This is a genomic window from Prescottella sp. GW823-FHT02E09 (genome assembly GCF_058797375.1).
Window position 1 is genome coordinate 1 of the sequence record NZ_JBXAJP010000003.1, and the last position, 15,837, is coordinate 15,837.

Below are 15,837 nucleotides of genomic sequence, written 5' to 3' on the forward strand. Positions count from 1 at the left end.
AAGAGACAAACACCGGGCCGGTGTCCGCCGCCGGTGCGAGCCTGCGCTAGCGCGGGCCGAACTGACGGTCGCCGGCGTCGCCGAGCCCGGGGACGATGAAGGCGTTCTCGTCGAGGCCCTCGTCCACGGTCGCCGTGATCAGCCGCACCGGGTGACCGGAGTTCGCGAGCGCCGCCACACCCTCCGGCGCCGCGACGACGCACACGGCGGTGACGTCGGTGGCGCCGCGGGCGACCAGCAGGTCGATGGTGTGCACCATCGAACCTCCGGTCGCGAGCATCGGATCGAGGACGTAGACGGGAACACCGGACAGGTCGGTGGGCAGCGACTCGAGGTACGGCACCGGCTGGTGCGTCTCCTCGTCACGCGCCATCCCGACGAACCCCACCCGGGACTCCGGGATCAGCGAGCTGGCCTGCTCCACCATGCCGAGACCGGCCCGCAGGACCGGGACCAGCAGCGGCGGCTGCGCCAGCCGGATGCCGGTGGTGACGGCCACGGGCGTCTTGACCTCGAACTCCTCGACCGGGGCGTCGCGGATGGCCTCGTAGATCAGCATCTGGGTGAGCTCACGCAGCGCGGACCGGAACGTTGCATTGCTGCTGCGTTCGTCCCGCATCGTCGTGAGGAGTGCAGCTGCGAGCGGATGGTCGACCACGTGCGTTTCCATGACTTCACAGGATAGTGGGGCGCGGACACGGGCCGAACTCGCCCGGAAACTTGCCGGAACCGAATCCACCGGCCGTGCGTCCAACCTTGCGACGGAATCAGTTTCGACGGGGCATGCAACGGGGGGATGCGATGAGCGAGTTCTCGGAGTTCTCAGCGGTGACGGAGGGGATCGCCGCGTTCGGCACGACCGCCGCGACCTTGGCCGCACAGTCCGAGGCCGCGCGGGCGGGGGCCGCAGCGGCAGGTCCGGCTCTGCTCGGGCCGGTGTTCGGACTGATCGGCGGCGAGTTCGTCACTGCGTTCGGCGCCGCCCAGGCCGCGCACGCGACGGAACTGGGACGCCTCGCCGGCGCCTGGTCGGCGATGAGCGCGGCCGCGGCCACCACCGCCGACGCGTACGACACGACCGAAGGCGCGACGGCGGCGTCACTCGGGGCGACCGGAGTCGCGCCGTGATCGACCTGCTCGCGCGCCCCGTCCTCGATCTCCTCGGCGCCTTCGGTTCGGGCACCCTGCCCGGTGGATCCCCCGCCGACGCCATCCGGGCCGCGTCCGATGCGGTCGACGCCGTCCACGCACTCGGTCGCACCGGGATCAGCGACCTCGGCGGCGTCTGGACCGGAACCGCCGCCGACGCGGCGATCGGCAAGGCCGAGGCCACGCAGGCCGCGTCGGTACAGCTGTCCGACCGGGGCCGGGAGATCGCGGCGGTCGTCGAGGCCGCGTCCGAGTGCGTCCGTGTCGGCACCACCGAACTGCAGGGCATCCTCGACTCCTTCCTGTCCATCGCCTCCTCCGCGCTGCCGGTGCTGGCGACGCCGGCCGGACAGGCCATGCTGATCGGCGCCGCGATCGAGCACCTCGGTCGTGCCCTCGCTGTGGTGGAACGGGTACGCGGCGAGCTGGCCGTGCAGACCGGCAGGATGGTCGAGCTCACGGCACCCGACCCGGTGCCGAGCGACGCCCGCACCGTGGCGGCCTCGGTCAGTGCTCCCGCACCTGTCGCCCCGCTATCGGCCGCGTCCCCGACGGTCGCCCCGCAGTCCGACGCCGCGGGCCGCCTCGTGTCGGCGTTCGCCGGGTCCTACGGACGACCGGCGCCGTCGCCGTCGCCGTCGCTCGGAGGCGCACCCGCGCGCACCGTCTCCTACGGGTCGGGATCGTCCGCCGGCTCGGTCGAGACCGGCAGTGCCGGCGGGTCCAGCTCGTACGACCCGCGGTTCGGTGGCAGCGGCGTCGAGATCCTGCTGCCCGACGGCAGCACCGCCGTCGCCCCCAACGAGGAGGCCGCCAACGCCGTCCGCAACGCCCTCACCCAGCAGGGTGTCCCCTATCAGTGGGGCGGCACCACGCCGGGGCAGGGCCTGGATTGCAGCGGCCTGACCCAGTGGGCGTACGGCGAGGCCGGTGTCGAGCTGCCGCGACTCGCCCAGGAGCAGGGGGTCGGGATCGCTGTCGACCAGGAGAACCTCATGCCCGGCGACCTCGCCGTGTGGGACGGCCATGTGGCGATGGTGATCGGCAACGGCCAGATGGTCGAGGCCGGCGATCCGGTCTCGGTGAGCTCGATCCGTACGACGAACAGCGGCATGGGCTTCTACGGCTTCTACCGCCCCACCGAGTGACCGGAGGAACATGACCTACGAACCACCGTCCCCGCCGGCCCCCGAGGTCGCGACCGCGGTCAACCGGTCCCGGACCGTCGCGGTCCGCGCCACGGAAGCCGGCCTGCCCGTCGACATTCGCATCGACGAGCGCGAACTGCGCTACGGCGGCGAGCGTCTGGCCGACGAGATCCTCCGGCTCTGCCGGGAGGCCGCGCGGGAGGCGGGTACCCGCCGACGCGAGCAGCTCGCGGACGACGGCATGCCCGACGACGTCCTCGACCGGCTCGGGTTGCCGACCCGCGAGCAGGTCGCGGTCGCCCAGCAGACCGAGGACGAGAACCACGCCCCGACGAGCTGGATGCGACCGGTATGAACGGACACGACATGGACGCCATCGTGCGGCGGGCGACGGCGCAGCTGAACCTGTTCGACGACGCACTGTCGGGGCTGCGGTCCATCCGGGCCCACGCGGTCAGCGACGACGGTCACGTGCGCATCGAGGTCGACGGGACCGGCAGCCCGACCGGGCTGTGGCTCAGCGATTCCCTGCTCGGACTCGACGCCCGCGCCCTCGCCCGGACGATCACCCACACCGCGCACCGGGCGGCGGCCGTCGCCGCGGAGGAACGGAATCGGATCACCGCGGCCCTGTTCACCGACTTCTCGAACAGCTGACCGGTGTCCGGCTATATCTTTGCGCGCGAGCTGGCTAGGCTTCCGGCCATGGCTGGAGACATCGTCCCGATCGAACTCGGTCTCACCCGAGGCGACCTCGTCACGCTGTGGGCTCCTCGCTGGCGCGAGGGCGACGACGAGTGGGAGGCGTTCCTCGGTCACGAGGACGACCTGTACGGTTTCCCCTCCGTCGCGGAGCTCGCCGCCTTCATCCGCACCGACGACGACAACGACCTGGTCGAGCACCCGTCGTGGGCAGTCGTCTCCAAGCTGGCCGCGCCCGAGCTCGAGCCGGACGAGAACTTCGCATTCGATCTGATCGGTGTTCCCGAACTGGCCGCCGGCGATCCGGAAGGCCTGACCGTCTCGGAGCTCGAGAGCACGCTGGCGATGGTGCGCAACATCGGCGAGGTGTGCGATCTCGAGCCCGTGATCAAGTTCTTCGAGAACCACCCCGAACTCGCCTACCTGCGCGGCGGGGTCGACGAGTTCGCCGGCCGTGAGGGCGAGGCACTGTGGGACCGGATCGGGACCGCGGTCGCCGAAGACTGGGACTCCGTGCTCGACGCGATCGATTCGATCGTCACCACCCCCGTCGTCGACGCCGAGGCCCTGTCGATCGCGGAGGCGGAGATCCTCGCGGCGGAGGAGAACGTCGTCGACGCCGACGACGATGCCGAATCGGACGAGGACTACGAGGAGTACGACGGCGACGACGAGACCGAGGAGGCGGAGGAGACCTTCTGGACTCTCGTCGGAATCGACCCGATCAAGATCATCACGTCGGAGACGACGTACTACTCGCTCCGCTGCTACCTGAACGATCACGCCGTGTTCCTCGGACACGGCGGCAAGATCTCGGTGTTCGGTTCCGAGCGCGCACTCGCCCGCTACCTCGCCGACAACCACGACCACGACCTGGCTCGGGTCAGCACGTACGAGCAGGTGCAGACCGCCGCGGTGGACGGATCGCTCGACATCGAGGTCACCGACGAGAACGTCTACGTCCTGCCGGGCCTGGTCGACGACCTCACTGCGGGCCCCGACAGCGTCGACGCCGATCAGCTCGAGCTCGCCGTCGAACTGTTCACCGACGCGGCGGATTTCGCGAGGGACGACGCGACCGATGCGGCGCTGGCACCGTCGACCCCGCTGGGCTGGTACGTGTCGTACATCATCGATCCCACCCCGAGCCGGATGACGCCCAATCCGCCGTTCCAGGCCGAGGCCGAAACGTGGCGGGCGCTCGAGAACGAGTTCGAGAGCCGGCTGCGTCCGGAGTAGGCCTGATCGGCCGGTTCAGCCGATCAGGACCGCGTAGCCGGGTTTGATGACGTCGTCGATCAGCGCGAGCCGCTGGTCGAACGGGATGAACGCGGACTTCATCGCGTTGATGGTGAAGCGTTCGAGGTCACTCCAGCCGTACCCGAACGTGTTCACCAGCGCCGACATCTCGCGGCTCATCGAGGTATCGCTCATCAGGCGGTTGTCGGTGTTGACGGTGACACGGAACCGTAGTCGTGCGAGCAGGTCGAACGGGTGCTCCTCGAGGGTCGCGACCGCCCCGGTCTGCACGTTGGAGCTGGGGCACAGCTCCAGCGGGATCCGCTTGTCGCGCACGTAGTCGGCGAGCAGTCCGAGGGTGACGTCGCCGTCCGGCCCGACCGTGATGTCGTCGGTGATCCGGACGCCGTGCCCCAACCGGTCGGTGCCGCAGAACGCGACGGCCTCGTGGATCGACGGCAGCCCGAACGCCTCACCGGCGTGGATCGTGAAATGGGCGTTGCACGTCCGCATGTACTCGAAGGCATCGAGGTGCCGGCTCGGTGGGTAGCCCGCCTCGGCCCCGGCGATGTCGAACCCGACCACGCCGCGGCCCCGGAAGCGGACCGCCAGCTCCGCGATCTCGCGCGAACGTGCCGCATGCCGCATCGCGGTGAGCAGGCACCCGATGCGAATGTCGTGCCCTGCCTCACGGGCGACCGCCGTGCCCTCCTCGAAACCGGACAGGACGTGCTCGACGACCTCGTCGAGGGTCAACCCCGCCTCGAGATGCTGCTCGGGCGCGAAGCGGACCTCGGCGTAGACCACCCCGTCGGCGGCGAGGTCCTCCGCGCACTCGCGCGCGACCCGGCGCAGACCCGACGGCGTCTGCATCACCGCGACGGTGTGAGCGAAGGTTTCGAGATAGCGCTCGAGCGATCCGCTGTCGGCGGCGTCACGGAACCATTCGGCCAGTTCGTCGGGAGTGTGCGCGGGCAGTTCGGTGTATCCGCACTCGGCGGCCAGTTCCGCGACGGTGGCCGGCCGCAGACCACCGTCGAGGTGGTCGTGCAGCAGCACCTTCGGCGCGCGGCGGAGGTAGTCCAGATCCAACGGCGCTGTCATGACTAGACGGTAGCCGCGGCGGGTGTCGAGCGGGCGGCATCGACATGCCGGGTGTCGGAACGCGGGGTGTCCGAACCGCGACTCCGACGCCCCCTCGCCGGTCCCGATTCGGAGCCTCCGGTAGCAGCCGTCGGCGGGCGTCGAACGGCCGCCACCACGCAAAATCAAGTTACCGGCGAGTAGCTACTCGAAACGCGAACTTCATCCGCGTGAGACATTTTCCACATTGCATACCGCGGCGATATACCCGTCGTTCACCTACGTCGCCACCGCCGACACAGCCCGGCCAGCGACCGGACGGCACCCCCACTTTCCCGATGAACATTGTGGCGCAACAACTTCCGACCCACCAGGGCCGAAGGTCCCCACCCCGCGACCCCGGCTGAATGCATGCAGAGAATCGACAGGCGTCACGAAACCCGTTATGGGAAGGCAAACCTAACAAGCATTTTCGACGCCGTACGAACCGCACGGGGAATTAGTTCCCGGATTCGGTTGGGTTTAGAGTTCACAGAAGTCGGTTTAGGTTCTCGTCGAGCCCGAGCTGCGGTACTCCCGAACAGTGTTGCAGGCTCGACGCGCCCACCAAAGACGTTGGAGGCACAGCACTCGATGAGCAGCACGACGGAAGCCGCTCCCGCGAAGGAGCGCACCCGGTCGCTATACCGGGGCGACCCCGGAATGTGGTCCTGGGTTCTACACCGGATCACCGGCGTCGCAACATTCTTCTTTCTCTTCGTCCACGTTCTGGACACCGCACTCGTGCGCGTCAACCCGGACACCTACGACCGAGTCATCGAGACCTACAAGAACCCCCTTGTCGGTCTCATGGAGCTCGCGCTCGTTGCCATGGTGCTGTACCACGCACTGAACGGGCTCCGGGTGATGCTGGTGGACTTCTGGGCGAAGGGCCCCCAGTACCAGCGCGTCATGCTCTGGGTCATCCTCGCCGTCTGGTTCGTGGTGATGATCCCGGCCGCAGGGCGCATCTTCTACAACATGTTTGCGGGGCACTGACATGACGACAGAAGCCAAGTCGCTGGGCACGGCGTACGACCGCCCTGCCAGCCTCGACAACCCCCGCTCGCCGCGTCGCGCCGCGAAGAACAACTTCGAGCTCTACGCATGGCTGTTCATGCGGTTCTCCGGCCTGGCACTCATCGTGCTGGTCCTGGGCCACCTGTTCATCATGCTGATGCTCGACGACGGCGTGCACCGCATCAACTTCGCGTTCGTCGCGGGTCGCTGGTCCAGCCCGTTCTGGCAGATCTGGGACCTCACCATGCTCTGGCTCGCCCAGCTGCACGGCGGTAACGGCCTGCGCACGGTCATCGCGGACTACTCGCGTAAGGACTCCACCCGGTTCTGGCTCAACACGGTTCTCGTCGTGTCGATGATCCTGATCATGGCTCTGGGCACCTACGTCATCTTCACCTTCGACCCCAACATCTCGGCGAGCTAGGGGAGCAGAGACTTCATGCAGGAACATCGTTATGACGTCGTCATCGTCGGCGCAGGCGGCGCAGGCATGCGCGCAGCCATCGAGGCCGGCCCCCGCGCCCGCACGGCCGTACTGACCAAGCTCTACCCCACCCGCAGCCACACCGGCGCGGCCCAGGGCGGCATGTGCGCCGCACTGGCGAACGTGGAGGAAGACAACTGGGAGTGGCACACCTTCGACACCGTCAAGGGCGGCGACTACCTCGCCGACCAGGACGCCGTCGAGATCATGGCCAAGGAAGCCATCGACGCGGTGCTGGACCTCGAGAAGATGGGTCTTCCGTTCAACCGCACCCCCGAGGGCAAGATCGACCAGCGTCGTTTCGGTGGTCACACCCGCGATCACGGTAAGGCCCCGGTCCGCCGCGCCTGCTATGCCGCCGACCGCACCGGTCACATGATCCTGCAGACGCTCTACCAGAACTGCGTCAAGCACGACGTCGAGTTCTTCAACGAGTTCTACGCGCTGGACATCGCGCTGACGGAGACCCCCGAGGGCCCCGTCGCCACCGGTGTCATCGCGTACGAGCTGTCGACCGGCGAGATCCACGTCTTCCACGCGAAGTCGATCGTGTTCGCCACCGGCGGCTCGGGCCGCATGTACAAGACGACGTCCAACGCGCACACCCTCACCGGTGACGGCATGGGCATCATCTTCCGCAAGGGCCTGCCGCTCGAGGACATGGAGTTCCACCAGTTCCATCCGACGGGCCTGGCCGGACTCGGCATCCTCATCTCCGAGGCCGTCCGCGGCGAGGGCGGCATCCTCCGCAACGCCGACGGCGAGCGCTTCATGGAGCGTTACGCCCCCACCATCAAGGACCTCGCGCCCCGCGACATCGTCGCCCGCTCGATGGTGCTCGAGGTGCTCGAGGGTCGCGGCGCCGGTCCGAACAAGGACTACGTCTACATCGACGTCACGCACCTCGGCGAGGACGTGCTCGAGGAGAAGCTCCCCGACATCACCGAGTTCGCCCGCACGTACCTGGGCGTCGACCCGGTCACCGAGCTCGTCCCGGTGTACCCGACGTGCCACTACGTGATGGGCGGCATCCCCACCAAGATCCGCGGTGAGGTGCTCCGCAACAACGAGGACATCGTCCCCGGCCTGTACGCCGCCGGCGAGTGCGCGTGCGTCTCGGTGCACGGTGCGAACCGTCTGGGCACCAACTCGCTGCTCGACATCAACGTCTTCGGTCGCCGCGCCGGCATCGCCGCCGCGGAGCACGCCGAGAACAGCGACTTCGTGCCGCTGCCGGAGAACCCGGCGAAGATGGTCGAGGAGTGGCTCGAGGTCATCCTGTCCGACCACGGCCACGAGCGCGTCGCGGACATCCGGACCGAGCTGCAGCAGACCATGGACAACAACGCGTCGGTGTTCCGCACCGAGGCCACGCTGACCCAGGCGCTGAAGGACGTGCGTGCGCTCAAGGAGCGCTACAACCACATCACGGTCCAGGACAAGGGCAAGCGCTACAACAGCGACCTGCTCGAGGCCGTCGAGCTCGGCTTCCTGCTGGAGATGGCCGAGGTCACCGTCGTCGGTGCGCTCAACCGCAAGGAATCGCGTGGCGGCCACGCCCGCGAGGACTACCCGGATCGCAACGATGCCGAGTACATGCAGCACACCATGGCCTACAAGGTGGGCGACGGTCTGCTCTCCGACATCCGTCTCGACTACAAGCCGGTGGTCCAGACCCGCTACGAGCCCATGGAGCGTAAGTACTGATGTCCGCACCTGTCATGGACAAGGACGCACCCGCGCTGCCGCCCGTTCCCGAGGGCGCCGTCATGGTCACCCTCAAGATCGCCCGGTTCAACCCGGAGGACGGCGAGGGTCAGCGCTGGGAGAGCTTCCAGGTCCCCACGCTGCCGACCGACCGTCTGCTGAACCTGCTGCTGTACGTGAAGGGCTACCTGGACGGCACCCTGACGTTCCGTCGCTCCTGCGCACACGGTGTGTGCGGTTCGGACGCGATGCGGATCAACGGCGTCAACCGTCTGGCCTGCAAGGTCCTGATGCGTGACATGCTGCCCAAGGACGGCAAGCCGATCACGATCACCGTCGAGCCCATCAAGGGTCTGCCGGTCGAGAAGGATCTGCTGGTCAACATGGAGCCCTTCTTCGACGCGTTCCGTGCCGTGAAGCCGTTCCTCATCACCACGGGCAACGAGCCGACCCGCGAGCGCATCCAGTCGCAGTCGGACCGTGCACGCTTCGACGACACCACCAAGTGCATCCTGTGCGCCTGCTGCACCACGTCGTGCCCGGTGTACTGGAGCGACGGCAGCTACTTCGGCCCGGCCGCGATCGTGAACGCACACCGCTTCATCTTCGACAGCCGTGACGAGGGCGCCGCCGAGCGTCTCGACATCCTGAACGACAAGGACGGCGTGTGGCGCTGCCGCACGACCTTCAACTGCACCGACGCGTGCCCCCGTGGCATCCAGGTGACGAAGGCGATCCAGGAAGTCAAGCGCGCGCTGCTGTTCGCCCGCAAGTGATGCTCCGGTAAGCACACGCACCACCACGTTTTGCGCACTTGCCGCTGTTCCCGACCAGTTCGGGGCAGCGGTGAGTGCGCAAAACGCGTTTCAGGGCATACCCTGGATTCTCGTTATGACTGCTCTCGACAAGACTGCGCGGCGCAAGGTCCTGCTCACCGCCACGGCGGCCACGCTCGCATTCGGCGCCGGGGCCGCCGCTCCTGCCGCCGCACTGCCCGTGGCAGCGCAGCAACCGACGGCCGCCGATGCGGACGTCACACCCACCACCACTCCCCCGTTCAGCACGCCCAACACCGACGCGTGCCCGCACCGGCAGTCGCCGCCACCGGCGATCGACCTGTCCGAGGTGCCGCGCCCCGGTGAGACGGCGCCCCCACCGGTCCCGGTGCCGGACGACCCCGTCGGCGGCGACGCGCTCGGCAGCTGCGGCATCGTCACAGCCCCGGGCACCCCTCCGCTGCCCGCCGAGATCTCCGCGACCGGCTGGCTTCTCTCCGACCTGGACACCGGCCAGGTGCTCGCCGCGAAGGACCCGCACGGTCGCTACCGGCCCGCCAGCACGATCAAGGTGCTGCTCGCGCTCGTCGCGCTCGACGAGTTGGATCTGAGCACGAGCGTCGTCGTGGACGCGGCGGCAGCGTCCATGGAGGGCAGTTCCGCGGGTCTGGGCGCCGGCGGCACGTACACCAACCTCCAGCTGATGCAGGGCCTCGTGATGCGATCCGGCAACGACACCGCCCAGGCCCTCGCACAGCAACTCGGGGGCGACGAGGCCACCGTGGCGAAGATGAACGAGAAGGCCGAATCCCTGGGCGCGCTGGACACCCGGACGGCGTCGGTGTCGGGGCTGGACGGTCCCGGGATGTCGACCTCGCCGTACGACCTCGCGTTGTTCTTCCGTGCGGCGATGCAGAATCCGACGTTCGCGCAGTTGATCTCCACCGAGCAGGTGATGTTCCCGGGGCATCCCGCGGATCCGACGGTGCCCGACAGCAAGCCGGTCGAGCCCTACCCGATCTACAACGACAACCTGCTGCTCGCGAACTATGCGGGGGCACTCGGCGGCAAGACCGGCTACACCGATGACGCCCGCCAGACGTTCGTGGGTGGCGCCGACCGCGACGGCCGGCGGCTGGCGGTGACGCTGATGGCCGCGGACGTGCTGCCCATCCGGCCGTGGGAGCAGGTTGCCCGACTTCTCGACTACGGCTACGCCCTCGACCCCACCACCACGGTGGGCACCCTCGTGGATCCGGCATCCGATGCGGACGGCCCGGCGGTGGTCGTCGCGGGACCGGCCAGCTCCGGTCCCGGCGGGATGGACCTGGCGTCCGGGTCGGATCTGCCGAACAAGGACGCCGCCGGTCGGGTCGCGGTGGGGCTCGTCGGATCGGGTGTGGTCGTCGGTCTCCTCGGCTGGGCCCGCGCGCTCACCCGTCGCCGCCGCCGTCGCTGAGCGACGTTCAGTCCCCCCGGCGCTTCCACAGGCCGGCCAGTCCGATTGCTGCGAGGGCCCCGGCGCCGGTGAACGCCAGCGCCTCCTTCACGGACGGCCCCTCCCGGAGCTGCACACGGGGCCGGATGACCGCCGAGTCCGGCGGCGGCACGAACACGTTCTTCAGGTTCTCCCGTGCGGTCGCGGCCCACGCGGTCGCGAACAGGATCAGGCGCGCGGTGAGGTTGCTGAACACGAGCAGACCCAGGATCGGGCCGAACGCGACACCGGCCGGTCCCTGGCTGACGGCCGTCAGATAGATCGCACCGACCTGACGGAAGATCTCGAACACGATCGCCGCCGCGAAAGCCGCCCGGGCGGCGCTGCGCAGCGTCACCGGTTCGCGGGGCAGGCGCGCGATCACCCAGGTCAGCACCGCCCACGTCGCGAGCAGGCCGACCACGAGCGACCCGATCCGTATCGCCACCCCGACGCCGGTGACGTTCTCGGCGCCGAGCCATTCGACGAACCTGCCGGCCAGCGGCCCGTTGCTGAGCGCGGACAGTCCGAACGAGACGAGCATCGTCAGGCCCAGTCCGAGGAGGGCCGCGAGGTCCTTCAGCTTGGTGACGATGAAGTTCCCGGACTCGTGGGTGGTCTCCCACATCGCGGTGAGCGCGTCGCGCAGGTTCGCCATCCACCCGAGCCCCGCGTACGCGGCACCGAGCAGACCGAGCACACCGACACCGGTGCGGGCCGAGATCGCCGAGTCGATCAGCGAGTTGACGGTGTCGCCGAGACCGCCCGGCATGTTCTTGCTGACCTGCTCCTGGATGTCGGTGATCCACTCGGGGTTACCGGCGAGCACGAACCCGGCGACGGCGAACGCCACCATGAGGATCGGCACGATCGCGAGGATCGTGAAATACGTGATCCCGGCGGCGTAGTAGTCGCCCTTCTGCTGCTGGTAGCGCCCGCCCGCGCGGACGAGATGATCCAGCCACGGCCGCGCCGCTCGCTGCTTGTCGAGGAAGCTCGGCGCGCCGTCGGCCATGTGTGGATTACCTCCCGGTGGTCAGGAATCCCACCTTCTCATAGACCTGGCCGAGCGTCCGGGCAGCGACCTCGCGGGCGCGTGCGGCACCGGCCGCGAGGATGCGATCCAGCTCCGCGCGGTCGGAGAGGTAGCCGTCGACCTTCTCCCGCAGCGGCGTGACGAACTCGGCGAGCACCTCGGCAGTGTCTGTCTTGAGGTCGCCGTACCCCTTGCCCGCGTATCCAGCGACGAGGTCGTCGATGCTCTTGCCGGACAGCGCCGACTGGATGGTGAGCAGGTTGCTGACGCCCGGCTTGCTCTCGGGGTCGAAGCGGATCTCGCGCTCGTTGTCGGTGACGGCGGACTTGATCTTCTTGGCGGAGACCTTGGGGTCGTCGAGCAGATTGATCAGGCCGGCCGGGGTGGGACCGGACTTGCTCATCTTCGACGTCGGATCCTGCAGGTCGTAGATCTTGGCGGTGCCCTTGATGATCTGCGGCTCCGGGATCACGAACGTCTTGCCGAACCGGGTGTTGAACCGGCCGGCGAGGTCCCGGGCGAGCTCGAGGTGCTGGCGCTGGTCCTCGCCCACCGGCACGCGCTGTGGGCGGTAGAGCAGGATGTCGGCGGCCATCAGGACCGGGTACGTGAACAGACCGACGCTGGCGTGCTCGCTGCCCTGGCGCGCCGACTTGTCCTTGAACTGCGTCATGCGGCTGGCCTCACCGAAACCGGTGATGCAGTTGAGGACCCACGCGAGCTCGGCATGCTCGGGCACCTGGCTCTGCACGAACAGCGTCGCGCGCTCCGGGTCGATGCCCAGTGCCAGCAACTGCGCGACGGCGCGCAGCGTCCGCTGCCGCAGCTCCTTCGGGTCCTGCGGCACGGTGATGGCGTGCAGGTCGGGGATGAAGTAGAAGGCGTCGAAGTCGTCCTGCAGAGGCACCCACTGCTGCAACGCACCGAGGAAATTGCCGAGGTGGAACGAGTCGGCGGTGGGCTGGATTCCCGACAGGACGCGAGGCTTCGCGGTCGGAGGGGTCGCGGTGTTCTCTGCAGTGCTCGACATAATCCCCGATACTGTCACGCGCCGGTCTCGGCGATGCGAGGGAGGTGTACGCCGAGGGCCCGGCATCGGGCGACCACGGTGTCCGCGTGGCCGGGCCGCACCTGCAACACGATCGACGCCGCAACGGCACCCACGGCGTCGCCGAACCAGGCCAGCTCCGAGCCCTGCTCGCGCAGCAAGTCGTCGGCGTCGAGAACGAACACCACGGGGTCCGCGCCGACGGTGTCGCCGATCTCGCCGAGGCACTCGTCGAACGCATCCTTGTTGCGGCCGAAGTAGTACGGGAACTGCAGTGCGGCCGCGAACTCGTCGAACAGCGCCGGGACGGTCGGCATCCGACGTCCGCGCACGTGCCGCACCGGACGTCCCGCGTCGCGCAGGGCCTCCTCGATACCCGCCGCGCGGCCCCTGTCCGCCACCAGCAGGGACAGTCCACGCGGGAACTCGGGTGTCATCGCAGCGTCCTCGTCATCAGCGCATCCTCACGAACGTTTCGTAGTGGTCCGAGGTGTACCACGCGGAGCCGTCGTCGCCGGTGACGATGCGTTCGGCGTCGCGCCCCCGGCCATTCTGCTTCCGATTGACGTCCCACTCCTGGTAGCGGACCTTCTGCCCGCCGTCCGACGTGGCGGGCAGCCGGCCCTCGTGGTTGCCGAACGTCCGCCCGCCCTGCGTGCCGGGCGCGTCGTCGGGCGGCCAGCCGCCGGCATCGATCGCGGCGAGGGTGGTCCACACGTAGTCGGGGACGGCGCCGTTCTTCGCCGTGCCCGATTTCGCCGCACTCGACGCGGGCGCGGCGGGCTTCGGCGCGCTGGTCTTCGAGGCGCTCGCCGCCGTGCTGGTCACCGACGTGACCGGGGCGGCGGCCGGGGACGTGTCGTCTCCCCCGCTCTGGGTGCCGACGAACACCGCGACCGCGAGACCCGCGAGGGCGACCAGCAGCGCCAGGATCGAGTTCCGGGGCTTCGGTGACGCCATCAGCGGAACTGGACCGTGACGGGCGCGTGGTCCGACCAGCGCTCGGCGTACGTCGCGGCCCGCTCGACGCGGGCCTCCTTCGCCCGCCCGGCCAGGCCCGGCGTCGTGAGGTGGTAGTCGATGCGCCACCCGGCGTCGGTGTCGAAGGCCTTGCCGCGGTACGACCACCACGAGTACGGGCCGTCCACCTCGGGGTGCAGCGTCCGCACGACGTCGACCCACGCACCGTCGGCGAGGAGGGCGTCGACCCAGGCACGCTCGCTCGGCAGGAAGCCGGACTTCTTGACGTTGCCCTTCCAGTTCTTGATGTCCCGCTCGGTGTGGGCGATGTTCCAGTCGCCGCACACGAGCACCTCGCGTCCCGCCGCGGCGGCAGCGGCGGCACTGCGGTTCAGGTGCGCCGCGAACGACGCCATGAAGCGTTCCTTCTGCTCCTGCTTGGGGGTCTCGGCCTCACCGGTGGGCAGGTACAGGCTGCCGACGGTCAGCGCGTCGAAGTCGGCCTCGATGTAGCGTCCGGCGTCGGCGAACTCGTCGTCACCGAACCCGATCCGCACGGCGTCGGCGGCGCGGCGGGACAGCACCGCGACACCGTTGCGGCCCTTCGCAGACGGCTCGGCGGAGGCCAGGTGCCAGCCGGCGTCGAGCGCCGGCGCGAGAGTCTCGTGGAGTTGCTTGTCCGACGCGCGGGTCTCCTGCAGGCAGACGACGTCCGCCTGCGAGCCCTCGATCCACTCGAGCAGCCCCTTGCGGGCGGCCGCGCGGACCCCGTTGACATTGACCGTGGTGATGATGTGTGGCACGCGAAGAACCGTAGCCGAACGGACCGACGCTATCGCCGAGCCGTCACGACCGCGACGCCGAGGACCGCGATGCCGGACAGCGCGAGCGCCGAGCCCACGAGGGCGGGGGCCGTGTAGCCGAATCCGGCGGCGATGACGACGCCGCCGATCCACGCGCCGAACGCGTTCGCGATGTTCAGCGCGGAGTGGTTGAGGGCGGCGGCGAGGGTCTGCGCGTCCGCCGCGACGTCCATCAGCCGGGTCTGCAGACCGGGCACCAGAGCCGATCCGGCCGCAGCGACGAGGAACAGCACGATCATCGCCGTGTACGGGTTGTGTGCGGCGACGGCGAAGAGCGCGAGCAGCGCCACGAGCGCGCCCATCATGGCGAACAGCCCACGGGTGAGGGCACGGTCGGCGAGCCGGCCGCCGAGGATGTTGCCGGCGACCATGCCGAGCCCGTAGACCATCAGCGCGAGCGGCACCAGCGACATCGGCAGCCCGGCGACCTCCGTCATGGTCGAGCTGACGTAGGTGTAGACGGCGAACATGCCGCCGAAGCCGACCATGCCCACGACCAGGGTCAGCCACACCTGGCCGCGCCACAGGGCGCCGAGTTCGGTCGCGGGGTTGCTGGTGCGGAGCGCGTGCAGTGGCGGAACCCACACGGTGATCGCGGCGACGGTGACCGCGCCGATGACGGCGACCACCGCGAAGGCGCTGCGCCAGCCCAGCGCCTGCCCGATCCAGGTGGCGGCCGGCACGCCGACGACATTGGCGACCGCGAGTCCCGACATCACCATCGCCACCGCCTTCGCGCGGTGGCCGCGTCCCGCCAGGTGCGCGGCCACGAGGGAGGCCACCCCGAAGTAGGCGCCGTGGGGCAGGCCGGCGACGAAGCGGGCGACCATCAGCCCGCCGTAGCTCGGGGCCACGATCGCCGCCGCGTTCCCGACGGTGAACGCGATCATCAGGCCGATGAGCAGCGCCCGGCGCGGCATCCGCGCGGTCAGCGCCGCGATCAGCGGTGCACCCACCACGACGCCCAGCGCGTACGCGGTGATGACGTGCCCGGCGGTGGGCTCCGAAACACCGAGACCGCCCGCGATCTGCGGCAGCAGGCCCATCGCCACGAACTCGGTGGTGCCGATGCCGAAGCCGCCCATCGCGAGCGCCAGCATCGCGCG

The 15,837-nt window shown here is 69.3% G+C and carries 18 protein-coding genes; 10 read left to right on the forward strand and 8 right to left on the reverse strand.

The window, feature by feature from the left end; all coding sequences use genetic code 11:
* Positions 1-46: 46 nt before the first annotated feature.
* Positions 47-670, reverse strand: coding sequence for a uracil phosphoribosyltransferase (gene upp / locus AC1RIF_RS07720; RefSeq protein WP_492600806.1), 624 nt, complete (start codon positions 668-670; stop codon positions 47-49).
* 131 nt (positions 671-801) lie between these two features.
* On the opposite strand from upp, the gene AC1RIF_RS07725 reads away from it, so the two are divergent.
* The 5 genes from AC1RIF_RS07725 to AC1RIF_RS07745 are packed head-to-tail and all read left to right on the forward strand — an operon-like array spanning position 802 to position 4,238.
* The gene (locus AC1RIF_RS07725) at positions 802-1,128 is read left to right on the forward strand and encodes a type VII secretion target (protein ID WP_492600807.1); all 327 of its coding nucleotides are present in this window, start codon (positions 802-804) and stop codon (positions 1,126-1,128) included.
* Complete coding sequence (locus tag AC1RIF_RS07730) at positions 1,125-2,297, forward strand: C40 family peptidase (RefSeq protein WP_492600808.1); 1,173 nt, start codon at positions 1,125-1,127, stop codon at positions 2,295-2,297. Before AC1RIF_RS07725 ends, AC1RIF_RS07730 begins: the two co-directional genes overlap by 4 nt.
* Before the next feature lie 10 nt (positions 2,298-2,307).
* A complete protein-coding gene (locus AC1RIF_RS07735; protein ID WP_492600809.1) occupies positions 2,308-2,652 on the forward strand; it encodes a hypothetical protein in 345 nt (114 codons plus the stop codon).
* Positions 2,649-2,954, forward strand: a complete 306-nt coding sequence (locus AC1RIF_RS07740; RefSeq protein ID WP_492600810.1) for a YbaB/EbfC family nucleoid-associated protein — start codon at positions 2,649-2,651, stop codon at positions 2,952-2,954. The genes AC1RIF_RS07735 and AC1RIF_RS07740 overlap by 4 nt, the downstream gene beginning before the upstream one ends.
* Before the next feature lie 48 nt (positions 2,955-3,002).
* Positions 3,003-4,238 carry a SatS C-terminal domain-containing protein gene (locus tag AC1RIF_RS07745; protein WP_492600811.1) on the forward strand — a complete coding sequence of 412 codons (1,236 nt, stop codon included), beginning with the start codon at positions 3,003-3,005 and terminating at the stop codon, positions 4,236-4,238.
* A 15-nt stretch (positions 4,239-4,253) separates the two neighbouring features.
* Here AC1RIF_RS07745 and AC1RIF_RS07750 read toward each other — a convergent pair whose 3' ends face one another.
* Positions 4,254-5,342, reverse strand: a complete 1,089-nt coding sequence (locus AC1RIF_RS07750; protein ID WP_492600812.1) for an adenosine deaminase — start codon at positions 5,340-5,342, stop codon at positions 4,254-4,256.
* A gap of 612 nt (positions 5,343-5,954) precedes the next feature.
* Here AC1RIF_RS07750 and sdhC point away from each other — a divergent pair.
* The 5 genes from sdhC (at position 5,955) to AC1RIF_RS07775 (ending at position 10,806) form a co-directional block, all read left to right on the forward strand.
* The gene (sdhC, locus tag AC1RIF_RS07755) at positions 5,955-6,359 is read left to right on the forward strand and encodes a succinate dehydrogenase, cytochrome b556 subunit (protein WP_492600813.1); all 405 of its coding nucleotides are present in this window, start codon (positions 5,955-5,957) and stop codon (positions 6,357-6,359) included.
* A 1-nt stretch (position 6,360) separates the two neighbouring features.
* Positions 6,361-6,804: a succinate dehydrogenase hydrophobic membrane anchor subunit gene (locus AC1RIF_RS07760; RefSeq protein ID WP_492600814.1), complete on the forward strand. Its 444-nt coding sequence runs from the start codon at positions 6,361-6,363 to the stop codon at positions 6,802-6,804.
* A 15-nt stretch (positions 6,805-6,819) separates the two neighbouring features.
* Entirely contained in the window at positions 6,820-8,571 is a 1,752-nt protein-coding gene (gene sdhA, locus AC1RIF_RS07765) for a succinate dehydrogenase flavoprotein subunit (RefSeq protein ID WP_492600815.1), read from the forward strand.
* A complete protein-coding gene (locus AC1RIF_RS07770; RefSeq protein ID WP_492600816.1) occupies positions 8,571-9,347 on the forward strand; it encodes a succinate dehydrogenase iron-sulfur subunit in 777 nt (258 codons plus the stop codon). The genes sdhA and AC1RIF_RS07770 overlap by 1 nt, the downstream gene beginning before the upstream one ends.
* Before the next feature lie 115 nt (positions 9,348-9,462).
* The gene (locus tag AC1RIF_RS07775; RefSeq protein WP_492600817.1) at positions 9,463-10,806 is read left to right on the forward strand and encodes a D-alanyl-D-alanine carboxypeptidase family protein; all 1,344 of its coding nucleotides are present in this window, start codon (positions 9,463-9,465) and stop codon (positions 10,804-10,806) included.
* Positions 10,807-10,813: 7 nt separating this feature from the next.
* Here AC1RIF_RS07775 and yhjD read toward each other — a convergent pair whose 3' ends face one another.
* From yhjD to AC1RIF_RS07805, 6 genes are read right to left on the reverse strand one after another with little or no spacing between them, the layout of a single operon-like run.
* Positions 10,814-11,839 carry an inner membrane protein YhjD gene (gene yhjD / locus AC1RIF_RS07780; protein WP_492600818.1) on the reverse strand — a complete coding sequence of 342 codons (1,026 nt, stop codon included), beginning with the start codon at positions 11,837-11,839 and terminating at the stop codon, positions 10,814-10,816.
* A 7-nt stretch (positions 11,840-11,846) separates the two neighbouring features.
* The gene (gene trpS / locus AC1RIF_RS07785) at positions 11,847-12,890 is read right to left on the reverse strand and encodes a tryptophan--tRNA ligase (protein ID WP_492600819.1); all 1,044 of its coding nucleotides are present in this window, start codon (positions 12,888-12,890) and stop codon (positions 11,847-11,849) included.
* 14 nt (positions 12,891-12,904) lie between these two features.
* The gene (locus AC1RIF_RS07790; RefSeq protein WP_492600820.1) at positions 12,905-13,345 is read right to left on the reverse strand and encodes a barstar family protein; all 441 of its coding nucleotides are present in this window, start codon (positions 13,343-13,345) and stop codon (positions 12,905-12,907) included.
* A 16-nt stretch (positions 13,346-13,361) separates the two neighbouring features.
* Complete coding sequence (locus AC1RIF_RS07795; protein ID WP_492600821.1) at positions 13,362-13,868, reverse strand: guanyl-specific ribonuclease; 507 nt, start codon at positions 13,866-13,868, stop codon at positions 13,362-13,364.
* On the reverse strand, positions 13,868-14,671 hold the full coding sequence (locus tag AC1RIF_RS07800) for an exodeoxyribonuclease III (RefSeq protein ID WP_492600822.1): 804 nt from the start codon (positions 14,669-14,671) through the stop codon (positions 13,868-13,870). Before AC1RIF_RS07800 ends, AC1RIF_RS07795 begins: the two co-directional genes overlap by 1 nt.
* A gap of 29 nt (positions 14,672-14,700) precedes the next feature.
* A complete protein-coding gene (locus tag AC1RIF_RS07805) occupies positions 14,701-15,831 on the reverse strand; it encodes an MFS transporter (RefSeq protein WP_492601330.1) in 1,131 nt (376 codons plus the stop codon).
* Positions 15,832-15,837: the final 6 nt, after the last annotated feature.